Source organism: Streptomyces erythrochromogenes (genome assembly GCF_036170895.1).
Classification (GTDB): Bacteria; Actinomycetota; Actinomycetes; order Streptomycetales; family Streptomycetaceae; genus Streptomyces; species Streptomyces erythrochromogenes.
Map to the genome: position 1 here is coordinate 2,881,555 of NZ_CP108036.1, position 13,921 is coordinate 2,895,475.

Sequence of the window (13,921 nt, forward strand, 5' to 3'; positions counted from 1 at the left end):
GCGCTCGGCGCGCCCCGCGGGGCGGCCGGCCGGACAATGGGCGGTGTCCGCCCGCTGCCGGCCGCCGCCGGGCAACCGGAAGCGCCCTGGCCGGCCTGAGGAGGTCCAGCCATGAAGCGCACCAGGTACGTCTCCGCTGCCACGGCCGTCGTCCTGATGACCGGAGGTCCGGTGGCGGTCGCGACAGCGGCCGCCGCCGACCCGGCGAGAACCGCCGCCGCGGCCCCCGTCGCCGCGCGCGCCGACGTGACGGCGGAGAGCGCCGCCGCGGCCGCCCTGAAGCACTATCCGGGCGTGATCGAGTCCCTCGACAAGGACGGATCCGTCTGGCACGTCGACGTGATCGGCAAGGACGGCAAGGGCCACGCCGAACTCGAAGTGTCCGCGAGCGGCTCGGTCACCGGGCAGAACCGGGACACCGACGAGAACGCCGCCGAGAACAAGGCCCTGGTCTCCGCCAAGGTCACCGCCCAGCAGGCGATGAAGGCGGCCCTGGCCGCCCACCCCGGACAGGTCACGACCGTCGAATGGGACGACGACGACGGCACCGCCTCCTGGCACGTCGAGGTCAAGGGCAAGGACGGGAAGACCTGGGACGCCCAGGTGGACCCCACCACGGGCAAGGTCACCCAGTCCGGCTCCGATGCGGACTCGGACGACGACGGAGACGGGGACGGGGACGGCAACAACTGAGGCAGCACCCCGCCCCGCCGAGCCGCGAAGAGGCCCGACCCTAGGCCCGGGCCTGGTCCTGAGTCTCCGTGAGGGTTGCCAGGAGGGCGTCGGCCGCCGCGTACGGGTCCAGCTCACCCTCGGCGACCCTGGCGGCCAGCGCGCCCAGGTGCGCGTCGCCGTGGACGTCCGCCATCCGCGCCCGCAGCGCGGTGACGGCGATCGTTTCGACCTCCCGCGCGGCCCGCGCCGCCCGCCGCTCGGCGAGCACCCCGCGCTCGTCCATCCACGCCCGGTGCTTCTCCAGCGCCTCGACGACCTCGTCGATGCCCTGGCCGCGGGCCGCGACCGTCTTCACGATCGGCGGCCGCCAGTCGTCCCGGCCGCGCGCCTCGCCCAGCCCCAGCATGTGGTTCAGCTCCCGGGCGGTCGCGTCCGCGCCGTCCCGGTCCGCCTTGTTGACCACGTACACGTCGCCGATCTCCAGGATCCCCGCCTTCGCGGCCTGGATCCCGTCGCCCATCCCGGGAGCCAGCAGCACCACCGAGGTGTCCGCCTGCGAGGCGATCTCCACCTCCGACTGCCCGACCCCGACCGTCTCGACCAGGATCACGTCGCACCCGGCGGCGTCCAGCACCCGGATCGCCTGCGGGGCGGCCCAGGCGAGCCCGCCCAGGTGGCCGCGGGTGGCCATGGAGCGGATGTAGACCCCCGGGTCCGAGGCGTGGTCCGACATCCGCACCCGGTCACCGAGCAGCGCCCCGCCCGAGAAGGGCGAGGACGGGTCGACGGCGAGGACGCCCACGCGCTTGCCGGCCCGGCGGTACGCGGACACCAGCGCCGAGGTCGAGGTCGACTTGCCCACGCCCGGCGACCCCGTCAGGCCCACCACGTACGCCCCGCCCGTCAGCGGGGCCAGCGCGGCCATCACCTCGCGCAGCTGCGGGGACGCCCCCTCCACCAGCGAGATCAGCCGGGCCACCGCTCTCGGCCGGCCCTCCCGCGCCTGGGCCACCAGCTGGGGGACGTCCACCGCCGTCATACGTGCTGCGCTCCTCGGTTCTCGTACGGGATACGTGCGGGCCGCCGGGCCGGGTGCGGGCCCGGCGGCCGGGCTGCCTACTTGGCGACGCGGACGATCAGCGCGTCACCCTGGCCGCCGCCGCCGCACAGCGCGGCCGCGCCGACCCCGCCGCCGCGGCGCTTCAGCTCCAGCGCCAGGTGCAGCACGACGCGGGCGCCGGACATGCCGATCGGGTGGCCCAGGGCGATGGCGCCACCGTTGACGTTCACCTTTTCCGGGGTCACGCCCAGGTCCTTCATTGACTGCACGGCGACCGCGGCGAAGGCCTCGTTGATCTCGATGAGGTCCAGGTCGGAGACCTCCAGGCCCTCCTTCTTCAGGGCGTGCAGGATCGCGTTCGACGGCTGCGACTGGAGCGAGTTGTCCGGGCCGGCCACGTTGCCGTGGGCGCCGATCTCCGCGATCCACTCCAGGCCGAGCTCCTCGGCCTTCGCCCTGCTCATCACGACCACGGCGGCCGCGCCGTCGCTGATCTGCGAGGACGTGCCCGCGGTGATCGTGCCGTCCTTGGCGAAGGCGGGACGCAGCTTGCCGAGCGACTCCACCGTGGTCTCGGGGCGGATGCCCTCGTCCGTCGAGAAGATCACCGGGTCGCCCTTGCGCTGCGGGATCTCGACCGGGGTGATCTCGGCCTCGAAGACACCGTTCTTCTGGGCGGCGGCGGCACGCTGGTGCGAGGCCGCGGCGAACTCGTCCTGAGGGCCGCGCTCGATGCCCAGGCGGGTGTTGTGCTTCTCGGTGGACTCGCCCATCGCGATGTTCTCGAAGGCGTCGGTGAGGCCGTCGTAGGCCATCGCGTCCAGCATCTCGACCGCGCCGTACTTGTAGCCATCGCGGGACTTCGGCAGCAGGTGCGGGGCGTTCGTCATCGACTCCTGGCCGCCCGCGACCACGATGTCGAACTCGCCCGCGCGGATCAGCTGGTCGGCCAGCGCGATCGCGTCCAGGCCCGAGAGGCACACCTTGTTGATGGTCAGGGCCGGCACGTTCATCGGGATGCCGGCCTTGACCGCCGCCTGGCGGGCGGGGATCTGGCCCGCGCCGGCCTGGAGCACCTGGCCCATGATCACGTACTGGACCTGGTCGCCGGAGATCCCGGCCCGCTCCAGCGCGGACTTGATGGCGAAGCCGCCGAGGTCGGCACCCGAGAAGGACTTCAGCGAGCCGAGCAGCCGCCCCATGGGCGTGCGGGCCCCGGCGACGATCACGGAAGTGGTGTTGTTCGATCCGGACATGAGGCACAGCCCCTTGGATGAGGAGTGAACGAGGGTTTACGTGAATGTACTGGGCGGTACCGCAGCGGTCACCGGGCTGCCGGTGTGATCGCGCGCACGTTGCGTGACGACCCCCTTCAGCGGTGCACTGTCCCCATGCTGACAAGAATCGACCACATCGGGATCGCCTGCTTCGACCTGGACAAGACTGTCGAGTTCTACCGTGCCACGTACGGCTTCGAGGTGTTCCACACCGAGGTCAACGAGGAGCAGGGCGTCCGCGAGGCCATGTTGAAGATCAACGAAACCTCCGACGGCGGCGCCTCCTACATCCAGCTCCTGGAGCCCACCCGCGAGGACTCCGCCGTGGGCAAGTGGCTCGCCAAGAACGGCGAGGGCGTGCACCACATCGCCTTCGGCACCGAGGACGTCCGGGGCGACTCGGAGGCCATCCGCGGCAAGGGCGTCCGCGTGCTCTACGACCAGCCCCGCACCGGTTCGATGGGCTCCTCGATCACCTTCCTGCACCCCAAGGACTGCCACGGCGTCCTGACCGAACTGGTCACCTCCGGCCCCGACCATTGATGGACCACTGATGGCCCGATTCCCCGGCCGGTAGAGTGGCCATGGCTCGGCCGGGGTTCGGTGCGGAGAGGGTCGGGGCCTGTGACCCCTGCCCCGGTATCTGACACCATTCCCCCGGGGGCGTCGTTCAGCGGGCGAGCGATGCTCATTGGGAGTGAGCTTGCGACCAGGGGACGGATGGGACCGCGCTGTGCGGGGCTACGAAAGCCAGGAGAGCCATCAGGCCGAGGCCGACCATCTCTCGCGCTTCGAGGCCGAGATGGAGCGGCTGAAGAAGGAGCGCGGGAAGGCCGTCCAGCACGCTGAGGACCTGGGATACCAGGTCGAGGTGCTGCGCGCCAAGCTCCACGAGGTACGCCGGGCCCTCGCGTCCCGTCCTGCCTACGACGGTGCGGACATGGGGTACCAGGCGGAGCAGCTGCTCCGCAATGCCCAGATCCAGGCCGACCAGATGCGCTCCGACGCCGAGCGCGAGCTGCGCGACGCGCGGGCGCAGACCCAGCGCATCCTCCAGGAGCACGCCGAGCACCAGGCGCGCCTGCAGGCCGAGCTGCACAGCGAGGCCGTCAACCGCCGCCAGCGGCTGGACCAGGAGCTCAACGAGCGCCGCCAGACCGTCGAGGCGCACGTCAACGAGAACGTGGCCTGGGCGGAGCAGCTGCGGGCCCGTACCGAGGCCCAGGCGCGCCGCCTCATGGAGGAGTCCCGCGCCGAGGCCGAGCAGTCCCTGAACGCGGCCCGCGCCGAGGCCGCCCGGATCGCCGAGGAGACCCGGCGCCGGCTCGCCGAGGCCTCCGAGGCCGGCCGGGCCGAGGCCGAGGCCACGCTGCTGCGCGCCCGCAAGGAGGCCGAGCGGCTGCTGACGGCCGCCTCCACGCAGGCGCAGGAGGCCGCCCAGCACGCCGAGCGGCTGCGTTCCACCAGCTCCGCCGAGGCCGAGCAGACCCGCCAGCAGACCCTGGACCTGGGCCGGATCGCCGAATCCCGCGTGCAGGAGGCCGACTCCGCGCTGCGCGAGGCCCGCGCCGAGGCCGAGAAGGTCCTCGCGGAGGCCAAGGAGAGCGCGGCGCGCCAGCTCGCATCGGCTGAGTCCGTCAACGAGCAGCGCACCCGCACCGCCAAGGAGCAGGTCGCCCGGCTGGTCGGCGAGGCCACCAAGGAGGCCGAACTCCTCAAGGCCGAGGCCGAGCAGGCCCTGGCCGACGCCCGCGCGGACGCCGAGCGGCAGCGCACCGAGGCCGGCGAGCAGGCCCGTACGGCCGCGGCCGAGGACATGGCCGCGCAGCTGGCGAAGGCCGCCCGCACGGCGGAGGACGTACTGAACAAGGCCTCGGAGGACGCCCGCGCCACCACCCGCGCCGCGTCCGAGGAGGCCGAGCGGATCCGCCGCGAGGCCGAGGCCGAGGCCGACCGGCTGCGCCTGCAGGCCGCGACGACGGCGGACGAGCTCAAGGGCGCCGCGAAGGACGACACCGAGGAGTACCGGGCCCGCACGGTCGAGCTCCAGGAGGAGGCCCGGCGGCTGCGCGGCGAGGCCGAGCAGCTGCGCGCGGAGGCCGTCGCCGAGGGCGAGCGGATCCGCGGCGAGGCCCGCCGCGAGGCGGTCCAGCAGATCGAGGAGGCGGCCAAGACCGCCGAGGAACTGCTCGGCAAGGCCAAGTCGGACGCGGACGAGCTGCGCGGCGGGGCGACCACCGAGAGCGAGCGGGTCCGCGCCGAGGCGGTCGAGCGGGCCGGCACCCTGCGCAAGCAGGCCGAGGAAACCCTGGAGCGCACCCGCGCCGAGGCCGAGCGCCTGCGCGGCGAGGCCGAGGAGCAGGCCGCGGCGGTCCGCGCCGAGGCGGACGCCGCGGCCCTCGCGCGGCGCGAGGAGACCGAGCAGGCCCTGGCCGCGAAGCGGGCGGAGGCCGACGAGGAGCTCGTACGGCTGCACACGGAGGCCGAGAGCCGGCTGACCACGGCCGAGCAGACGCTGCGCGACGCCCGTACGGCCGCGGAGAACATCCGCCGCGAGACGACCGAGGAGAACGACCGGCTGCGCGCCGAGTCGGCGGAACGCATCCGCACGCTCCGGACGCAGTCCGAGGCGGAGGCCGACCAGCTGCGCACAGAGGCGGCGCAGGACGCCGGCCGGGTGCGCGCGGAGGCCGAGCAGGTCGCCGTACGGCTGCGCGGCGAGGCCGAGGCCGAGGCGGAGCGCGTGCGCTCCGAGGCCCAGGAGACCGCGGACCGGCTGCGCGCGGAGGCGAAGGCGGCGGCCGAGCGGGTCGCCGAGGAGGCCGCCGAGGCGCTGGCCGCCGCACAGGAGGAGGCCGCCCGGCGCCGCCGGGAGTCCGAGGAGACCCTGGCGTCGGCCCGGACCGACGCCGACCAGGAGCGGGCGCAGGCCCGCGAGCAGAGCGAGGAGCTGCTGGCCGCGGCCCGCCGCCGCTCGGAGGAGGCGCAGGCCGAGGCGGCCCGCCTGACCGAGGAGGCCGAGAAGCGCGCGTCCGAGCTGGTGTCGGCGGCCGAGGCCACCGCCCAGCAGGTGCGCGACTCCGTGGCCGGGCTGCACGAGCAGGCCGAGGAGGAGATCTCCGGGCTGCGCAGCGCCGCCGAGCACGTGGCGGAGCGCACGAAGACGGAGGCGGAGGAAGAGGCCGCCCGGGTCCGTTCCGACGCCTACGCGGAGCGGGAGCGTGCCACCGAGGACGCGGGCCGGATCCGCACCGAGGCGCGCGCCGAGACGGACGCGGCGAAGGCGCTGGCGGAGCGGACCGTCGGCGAGGCGATCGCCGAGGCGGAGCAGCTGCGCGCCGACACCGCCGAGTACGCGCAGCGGGTGCGCACCGAGGCCACGGACGCGCTGGCCGCGTCCGAGCGGGACGCCGCCCGTACCCGGGCCGACGCCCGCGACGACGCGAACCGCATCCGCGGCGAGGCGGCGGAGTCCCTGGAGGCCTCGCGCACCGAGGGAGTGCTGATCACGGCCGAGGCTGCGGCCGAGGCCGAGCGGATCACCGAGGAGACCCGCGCGGCGAACGCGGCCATGGTCGCCGATGCCGAGGCGGAGGCCGCCCGGCTCACCACCGAGGCGGCGGAGGCCGCCGAGGCCGTCCGCACCGCGGCCGCGGCGACGCTGGACGAGGCCCGGGCCGAGGGCAACCGGCTGCGTACCGAGGCCGCCGAGCAGGTCGACCGGCTCATCACCGAGGCCTCGGCGGAGGCGGACCGCCTCATCGAGGAGACCCGCGCCGCGAACGCGGCCACCGTGGGCGAGGCGGCGGAAGAGGCCGAACGCCTCACCACCCAGGCGGCACGGCTGAAGTCGCAGGCGGCCGAGACGCTGGCGAGCGCCGAGCGGGACGCCGCGAAGATCATGGTCGACTCGCGTGCCGAGGGCGACCGGCTCATCGACGAGACCCGTGTGGCCAACGAGGCCACGATCGGCGAGGCCGCTGCGGAGGCCGAGCGGCTGCGCGCCGACGCGGCCCGGGTCCTGGACGACGCCCGCGCGGAGGGCGGCCGGATCATCGGCGAGGCCACCGCGGAGGCGGACCGCGTCACGGTCGCGGCCAACGAGACCCTGGCCGGCGCCGAACGCGACGCCGAGCAGATGCTGGACGAGGCGCGCGCCGAGGCGAACCGGCTGCGCACCGAGGCGGCCGAGCAGGCGGACCGGCTCATCACCGAGGCGGCGTCCGAGGCGGACAAGCTCACCGAGCAGACCCGCAAGGACAACGAGCGCACGGTCGGCGAGGCGGCGTCCGAGGCGGAGCGGCTGCGCGCCGACGCATCGGAGGCGCTGTCCTCGGCGCAGGAGCACGCGACCCGCACCCGGTCGGAGGCCGAGCGGGTCAAGGCGGAGGCCGCCGCCGCGGCGGAGCGCACCCGCGCGGAGGCCCGTACGGAGTCCGAGCGGCTGCTGGACGAGGCCCGCGAGGAGGCGAACAAGCGCCGCAGCGAGGCCGCGGAGCAGGTCGACCGCCTCATCACCGAGGCGGCCACCGAGGCCGACAACCTCATCGTCGACGCGCAGAAGCAGGCCCTCGCCGCCACCACGGCGGCCGAGGAGCAGGCCGACGCCATGGTCGACGCGGCCCGCAAGGAGGCGGCGCGTATCACCTCGGAGGCGACCGTCGAGGGCAACTCCCTGGTGGAGAAGGCCCGTACGGACGCGAACGAGCTGCTGGTCGGCGCGCGCACGGACGCCGCGGCCATAAGGGAGCGGGCGGAGGAGCTGCGGGGCCGCGTCGAGGGCGAGGTCGAGGAGCTCCACGAGCGGGCCCGCCGGGAGTCGGCCGAGCAGATGAAGTCGGCCGGCGAGCGCGTGGACAAGCTGGTGCGCGCGGCGACCGAGCAGAGCGTCGAGGCCGAGGCTAAGGCCAAGGAGCTGCTGTCGGACGCGAGCAGCGAGGCGAGCAAGGTGCGCATCGCGGCGGTCCGCAAGGCGGAGGCGCTGCTCAAGGAGGCCGAGCAGAAGAAGGCCGAGCTGGCCCGGGAGGCCGAGAAGGCCCTGGCGGAGGCCAAGGCGGAGGCCGAACGCCTCGTCGAGGAGGGGCGCCGCGAGCTGGAGGTCCTGGTCCGTCGGCGGCAGGACATTCAGGGGGAGATCTCCCGTGTCCAGGACGTTCTTGAGGCGTTGGAATCATTCGAGGCGCCTTCGGGTGGCGGAAAGCCCACGGTCGGCGGCCAGGGCTCGGGGGGTGCGAAAGCCGGAGTGTCCGCAGGTTCCACTCGTTCGGGTGGCAAGTCGTCGGAGGGGTAGCCAAGCGGTCCGGGATGTGCGCACCTGATGAAGGTTCAGGCGAACGGGTGACAAGCATTCCGCCGCCTTGCCACTCAAAAGGGGTGTCATTGTCCAGATCAAACGCGGATTGACTCGATGACACGCCGTCTGGGCGCCTAGGATTCCCCTTAACACCTCACGTAGCACCTCATCGGTCTCATTCGACAGGAACCCCATGAGCGACACTTCCTCCCCCTTCGGCTTCGAGCTCGTGCGGCGTGGTTATGACCGCGGTCAGGTGGACGACCGCATTACCAAGCTGGTCTCCGACCGCGACAGCGCCCTTGGACGTATCAACTCTCTGGAAAAGCGGATCGAGGAGCTGCACCTCGAGACGCAGAACGCCCAGGCCCAGGTGAACGACGCGGAGCCGTCGTACGCGGGTCTCGGCGCCCGGGTCGAGAAGATCCTCCGGCTGGCCGAGGAGGAGGCGAAGGACCTGCGCGAGGAGGCCCGTCGCGCGGCCGAGCAGCACCGCGAGCTCGCCGAGTCGGCCGCCCAGCAGGTGCGCAACGACGCCGAGTCGTTCGCGGCCGACCGCAAGTCGAAGGCGGAGGACGAGGGCGTCCGCATCGTCGAGAAGGCCAAGGGCGACGCCGCCACCCTGCGCGCCGAGGCCCAGAAGGACGCGGCCTCCAAGCGCGAGGAGGCCGACGCCCTGTTCGAGGAGACCCGCGCCAAGGCCGCCCAGGCCGCCGCGGACTTCGAGACCAACCTGGCCAAGCGCCGCGAGCAGTCCGAGCGCGACCTGGCCTCCCGCCAGGCCAAGGCCGAGAAGCGTCTCGCGGAGATCGAGCACCGCGCCGAGCAGCTGCGCCTGGAGGCCGAGAAGCTGCGTACGGACGCCGAGCGCCGGGCCCGCCAGACCGTGGAGACCGCGCAGCGCCAGGCCGAGGACATCGTGGCCGACGCGAACGCCAAGGCCGACCGCATCCGCAGCGAGTCCGAGCGCGAGCTGGCGGCGCTCACCAACCGCCGCGACTCGATCAACGCGCAGCTGACCAACGTCCGCGAGATGCTGGCGACGCTCACCGGCGCGGCCGTCGCGGCGGCCAACCCGATCGTGGACGACGAGCCGGTCACCCGCGGCGTGCCGGCGCAGCAGAGCCGCTGACCACGGGGCATGACCCCCAGGTAGCCATTGAGCCTGATCGAGGGCCCTATGTCACCCATTTGAGGTGGCGTAGGGCCCTCGGGCGTTCTAGCGTGACCGCATGATCGAGCTCGATGGCCTCACCAAACGATTCGGTGCGAAGACAGCGGTCGACAATCTCAGCTTCCAGGTCAAACCGGGGGTGGTGACCGGCTTCCTCGGCCCCAACGGGGCCGGCAAGTCCACGACGATGCGCATGATGCTCGACCTCGACAACCCGACCAGCGGTGCGGTCCGCATCTACGGCCAGCGCTACCGGGAGCTCCGGGAGCCGCTCAAGCACGTCGGGGCGCTACTGGACGCGAAGGCCATGCACGGTGGCCGCAGCGCCTACAACAACCTTCTCTGTCTGGCCCAGTCGAACGGCATCCCGCAGCGCCGGGTCGCCGAGGTGCTGGACCTGGTCGGACTGACGCCCGTGGCCAAGAAGAAGTCCAAAGGATTTTCGCTGGGCATGGGCCAACGGCTTGGAATCGCCGCCGCATTGCTGGGCGATCCGCAGATCCTCATGTTCGACGAGCCCGTCAATGGTCTGGATCCCGAAGGAATTCTCTGGATCCGCAATCTGATGAAGGGCCTGGCGGCAGAGGGACGCACGATCTTCGTGTCCTCCCACCTGATGAGCGAAATGGCCCTCACTGCAGACCATTTGATCGTCATCGGACAGGGACGACTACTGGCCGATACCTCTATGGCTGATTTCATTCACCAGAACTCCCGCAGTTACGTCCGGATGCGCTCGCCGCAGCAGGAGCGGCTCAAGGACGTCCTGCACGAGGCCGGGATCGACGCCGTCGGCGTCCCCGCCACCGGCACGCTGGAGATCGACGGCGTGGGCGCGGAGCAGCTCGGCGAGCTGGCCGCCCGGCACCAGATCGTGCTGCACGAACTCAGCCCGCAACGGGCTTCACTGGAGGAAGCGTTCATGCGCATGACGGCGGACTCCGTCGAGTACCACGCCCACGCACCGGGCGCACCCGGCGCGGCCAGCGACAACCCGGCCCGGCCGGCCGACGTCCCCGCCTGGGGCGCCGGCTTCGACGCCACCGACTCCACGCGCAAGGGCGGGCAGTGACCATGGCCTTCTCCGCCGTCCTCACGTCCGAGTGGACCAAGATCCGCACCGTGGCCTCCACCAGCTGGACGCTCGCCACCGCGCTCCTGGTGACCGTCGCCATGGGCGCCGGTCTGTGCGCCGTGGTCAACGCGACCTTCGACTCCATGCCGGAGCCGGAGCAGATCGCCTTCGACGCCACCCAGATGAGCTTCTCCGGGATGCTCTTCGGCCAGGTGGCGGTGCTCATCTTCGGGGCCATGGTGGTCGGCAGCGAGTACAGCACCGGCATGATCCGCAGTTCCCTCGCCGCCGTTCCGGTGCGTGGCTCCCTGCTGCTGGGGAAGCTCGCCGTGGCGACCGCCCTCGTGCTGGTGGTCGGCCTCGCGACCGGATTCCTGTCTTTCTTCCTCGGCCAGGCCCTCCTCGGTGAGCACCGCACCACGCTCGGCGAGGAGAACGTCCTGCGCGCGGTGATCGGCGTCGGCCTGTACATGGCGCTGCTCGCGGTGTTCGCGATGGGTGTGTCGATGATGCTGCGCAACACCGCCGCCGCGATCTCGATCCTGATCACCTTCGTCCTGATCCTGCCCATCGTCCTCAGCCTGGTCGACGCCACCCGCAAGATCGCCTACTACCTGCCCAACCAGGCCGGGTCCGCGATCATGCAGACCGTGCCCTCCCCCGTCGGCCCCTCTGACGCGCCCTACGGCCCGTGGGGCGGTCTCGGGATCATGGTCCTGTGGGCGGCAGCCGCGGCACTCGGGGGCCATCTCGTCCTCAGCAAGAGGGACGCCTGACGGCCGGCGCCCTCCGGAAGGACTACGGGTGATTCCAGGGTCGGCCTCGGGGACGGGTCAGGGATCCGGCCCGGGGCGGAACCGTAGGATCCTCGCTATCCTCTTAACCCTTACACGGGCGAGAGTCGTCCCGGCCTGGTAAGGGGCAGCAAGATGATCGAGGCAGTCGGCCTGACCAAGCGCTACGGCGCCAAGACCGCCGTCGACCAGTTGTCCTTCCAGGTCAAGCCGGGTCACGTGACGGGATTCCTGGGGCCGAACGGCTCCGGGAAGTCCACGACCATGCGCATGATCCTCGGCCTGGACCGACCCACTTCCGGTCATGTCACGATCAACGGCTTCCCCTTCCGGGAGCTGCCGAACGCCCAGCGGCACGTCGGGGCCCTCCTCGACGCCAAGGCCGTGCACGGCGGCCGCCGGGCCCGCACCCACCTGCTGTCCATCGCCCAGCTCTCCGGGATCCCGGAGAAGCGGGTGGACGAGGTGCTGGCCGTCGTCGGCCTCCAGGACGCGGCCCGGCAGCGTACGAAGGGCTTCTCGCTCGGCATGGGCCAGCGCCTCGGCATCGCCACGGCGCTGCTCGGCGACCCACAGGTGCTCCTGTTCGACGAGCCGGTCAACGGGCTCGACCCCGAGGGCATCCTCTGGGTCCGCAACCTCATGCGCCGGCTCGCCGCCGAGGGCCGCACCGTCTTCGTCTCCTCGCACCTGATGAGCGAGATGGCGCTGACCGCCGACCACCTGATCGTCATCGGCCGCGGACGGCTGCTGGCCGACATGGGAACGCAGGAGTTCATCGCGCACAACTCGGCCGGATTCGCTCGGGTGCGTGCGGCCGACACCGATCCCGATGGCCGGGACGCGTTGGGTACGGCCCTCACCAAGGCGGGCGGCCGGGTCCTCCAGGAGCCCGACGGAGCACTGCGCGTGACCGGGCTGGAGCTGCCCCGCATCTGCGACCTCGCGCACGCGGCCGGCGTGCGGCTGTGGGAGCTGTCCCCGCACCATGCCTCGCTGGAGGAGGCGTACATGCGGATGACTCAGTCCGCCGTCGAGTACACCTCCACCGACGACCCGCGGGCCGAGCTGTGGGAACAGGACCCGCTGGCCCTCCCGGCCTGGGAGGACGAGCAGGCGGCCCCCGAGGTCCCGCAGGCGGGCTTCTTCGCCCCGCCGCCCCCCGGCGCGGGCGGGAAGCCCTTCCTGATGCCCAGCAATCCCGGCGAGCTCGCGAGCGCCGCCAAGGAAGCCCCAGAGGACACCCGATGACCCAGACGACCACGACGCCGGACCGGCCGCGGAGCTACAGCTCTCCGCTGCCCTCGCCGCGGCCGCACCTGGGGCACGCCCTCGCCTCGGAGTGGACCAAGCTGATCTCGATCCGCTCCACCCTGTGGACGCTGGGCGCGCTCGTGCTGACCGTCGTCGGCATCGGGCTGCTCTTCGTCGCGCAGACGGTGGACCGGGACTACGAGTCGATCTCCTTCACCACGCCCGCCCTCTTCGGCCTGATGGTCGGCCAGGTCGCCGTGATGGTCCTCGGTGTGCTGACCATCTCCTCGGAGCACGCCACCGGACTGGTGCGGACGACGTTCACCGCCGCCCCCGACCGCTTCCGGGTGCTCACCGCGAAGTACCTCGTCTTCAGCATCACGGCCTTCGTCGCCACGACGCTGTCCGTCTTCGTGGTCGGGATCGCCGCCTCGCTCGCCCACGGCGGGGCCGCCGCCGGCCGGCACGAGGCCGACGAGTGGCTGGGCGCCGCGGCCGGCTGCCTCTACGTCACCCTGCTCGGCGTGCTCGCCCTCGCGATCGGCGCGCTGGTGCGGCACTCGGCGGGGGCGATCGCCGTCATGCTCGGCGTGGTCACGCTGCCGCCGGTGCTGGGGGCCATGCTCATGGTCTGGGAGGCGGTGGCCCCCATCGGTCAGGAGATCCTCCAGCGCAACGTCCCGGTGGCGCTGAGCCAGCTGTTCGGGATGGAGGAGGGCGGTGACCTGGGCGCGGCGCCGAGCAACCTCTCCAACCTGCTGCTCGTCGTGCTGATCACGGGAGCGGCCGTGGCCGCCTCGTACGTGATGGTCGGCCGCCGGGACGTCTAGGCCGCGTCCTGTCCCGGCCGGCCGGCGCGTCGCCGCCGGGGTCAGTACTTCGGCGCGTTGCGGGACCGCTGCACCTTCGTGGTGCGGCGGTCCTTCGCGTTCCAGCAGGCCTTGTGCCAGTGCCGCCGGTCGTCCACGCCGCCGTACTCGGGCCAGGCCACCAGGTGGGGGGTGCCGGAGGGGATCTCCTGGTCGCAGCCGGGGCAGCGGTAGCGCTTGCCCGCCGCGCTCGCGCCCGCGACGTGTCTGACCTTCCAGTCCTCGCCCTGGTACTCCTCGGTGCGCTCCAGCCCGAAGCGGTCCAGGCCGATACCGGGGCGGTCGTCCGGGTTCTCGCCGCCCCTCGGGCGGTTGTTGCGCGGTGACACGTATACCTCACGGATGAGCCGACGGCAGTGACTTTCTTCCAGACTACGCGCAGCGAGGCCGGGTACCCGCAGGGTGTCTACGGGGGGACGGGCCGATGACCGGTACTGGCCCGACAATCCC

Annotated in this window: 11 protein-coding genes; 8 read left to right on the forward strand and 3 right to left on the reverse strand. The window is 72.5% G+C overall.

Going from position 1 to position 13,921, the window contains the following annotated elements:
- Positions 1 to 111: 111 nt before the first annotated feature.
- Entirely contained in the window at positions 112 to 693 is a 582-nt protein-coding gene (locus tag OHA91_RS12755; protein ID WP_328739246.1) for a PepSY domain-containing protein, read from the forward strand.
- 40 nt (positions 694 to 733) lie between these two features.
- Here OHA91_RS12755 and meaB read toward each other — a convergent pair whose 3' ends face one another.
- Positions 734 to 1,714, reverse strand: coding sequence for a methylmalonyl Co-A mutase-associated GTPase MeaB (meaB, locus tag OHA91_RS12760; RefSeq protein WP_031148315.1), 981 nt, complete (start codon positions 1,712 to 1,714; stop codon positions 734 to 736).
- Between the two features lie 77 nt (positions 1,715 to 1,791).
- Complete coding sequence (locus tag OHA91_RS12765; protein ID WP_266497642.1) at positions 1,792 to 2,991, reverse strand: acetyl-CoA C-acetyltransferase; 1,200 nt, start codon at positions 2,989 to 2,991, stop codon at positions 1,792 to 1,794.
- 135 nt (positions 2,992 to 3,126) lie between these two features.
- On the opposite strand from OHA91_RS12765, the gene mce reads away from it, so the two are divergent.
- The 7 genes from mce (at position 3,127) to OHA91_RS12800 (ending at position 13,432) form a co-directional block, all read left to right on the forward strand.
- Complete coding sequence (gene mce, locus OHA91_RS12770) at positions 3,127 to 3,555, forward strand: methylmalonyl-CoA epimerase (RefSeq protein ID WP_031148310.1); 429 nt, start codon at positions 3,127 to 3,129, stop codon at positions 3,553 to 3,555.
- Positions 3,556 to 3,745: 190 nt separating this feature from the next.
- Positions 3,746 to 8,302, forward strand: coding sequence for a polarized growth protein Scy (gene scy, locus OHA91_RS12775; RefSeq protein ID WP_328739247.1), 4,557 nt, complete (start codon positions 3,746 to 3,748; stop codon positions 8,300 to 8,302).
- Between the two features lie 196 nt (positions 8,303 to 8,498).
- Entirely contained in the window at positions 8,499 to 9,437 is a 939-nt protein-coding gene (locus tag OHA91_RS12780) for a coiled-coil domain-containing protein (protein ID WP_030660359.1), read from the forward strand.
- Between the two features lie 100 nt (positions 9,438 to 9,537).
- Positions 9,538 to 10,551 (forward strand): ABC transporter ATP-binding protein, encoded by a 1,014-nt coding sequence (locus OHA91_RS12785; protein WP_031148305.1) that lies wholly within the window; start codon positions 9,538 to 9,540, stop codon positions 10,549 to 10,551.
- Between the two features lie 2 nt (positions 10,552 to 10,553).
- Positions 10,554 to 11,330 carry an ABC transporter permease gene (locus tag OHA91_RS12790; RefSeq protein ID WP_031148303.1) on the forward strand — a complete coding sequence of 259 codons (777 nt, stop codon included), beginning with the start codon at positions 10,554 to 10,556 and terminating at the stop codon, positions 11,328 to 11,330.
- 153 nt (positions 11,331 to 11,483) lie between these two features.
- Positions 11,484 to 12,599, forward strand: a complete 1,116-nt coding sequence (locus OHA91_RS12795) for an ABC transporter ATP-binding protein (protein ID WP_031148301.1) — start codon at positions 11,484 to 11,486, stop codon at positions 12,597 to 12,599.
- A complete protein-coding gene (locus OHA91_RS12800) occupies positions 12,596 to 13,432 on the forward strand; it encodes an ABC transporter permease (RefSeq protein WP_031148299.1) in 837 nt (278 codons plus the stop codon). The genes OHA91_RS12795 and OHA91_RS12800 overlap by 4 nt, the downstream gene beginning before the upstream one ends.
- A 41-nt stretch (positions 13,433 to 13,473) precedes the next feature.
- On the opposite strand, the gene OHA91_RS12805 is transcribed toward OHA91_RS12800, so the two are convergent.
- On the reverse strand, positions 13,474 to 13,800 hold the full coding sequence (locus OHA91_RS12805) for a hypothetical protein (RefSeq protein WP_031148297.1): 327 nt from the start codon (positions 13,798 to 13,800) through the stop codon (positions 13,474 to 13,476).
- Between the last annotated feature and the right edge of the window lie 121 nt (positions 13,801 to 13,921).

Excerpts from the sequence above, each read along its gene's own strand:
- OHA91_RS12755 (WP_328739246.1), top strand. The coding sequence starts at position 112 with ATGAAGCGCACCAGGTACGTCTCCGCTGCCACGGCCGTCGTCCTGATG.
- meaB (WP_031148315.1), bottom strand. The coding sequence starts at position 1,714 with ATGACGGCGGTGGACGTCCCCCAGCTGGTGGCCCAGGCGCGGGAGGGC.
- OHA91_RS12765 (WP_266497642.1), bottom strand. The coding sequence starts at position 2,991 with ATGTCCGGATCGAACAACACCACTTCCGTGATCGTCGCCGGGGCCCGC.
- mce (WP_031148310.1), top strand. The coding sequence starts at position 3,127 with ATGCTGACAAGAATCGACCACATCGGGATCGCCTGCTTCGACCTGGAC.
- OHA91_RS12780 (WP_030660359.1), top strand. The coding sequence starts at position 8,499 with ATGAGCGACACTTCCTCCCCCTTCGGCTTCGAGCTCGTGCGGCGTGGT.
- OHA91_RS12785 (WP_031148305.1), top strand. The coding sequence starts at position 9,538 with ATGATCGAGCTCGATGGCCTCACCAAACGATTCGGTGCGAAGACAGCG.
- OHA91_RS12790 (WP_031148303.1), top strand. The coding sequence starts at position 10,554 with ATGGCCTTCTCCGCCGTCCTCACGTCCGAGTGGACCAAGATCCGCACC.
- OHA91_RS12795 (WP_031148301.1), top strand. The coding sequence starts at position 11,484 with ATGATCGAGGCAGTCGGCCTGACCAAGCGCTACGGCGCCAAGACCGCC.
- OHA91_RS12800 (WP_031148299.1), top strand. The coding sequence starts at position 12,596 with ATGACCCAGACGACCACGACGCCGGACCGGCCGCGGAGCTACAGCTCT.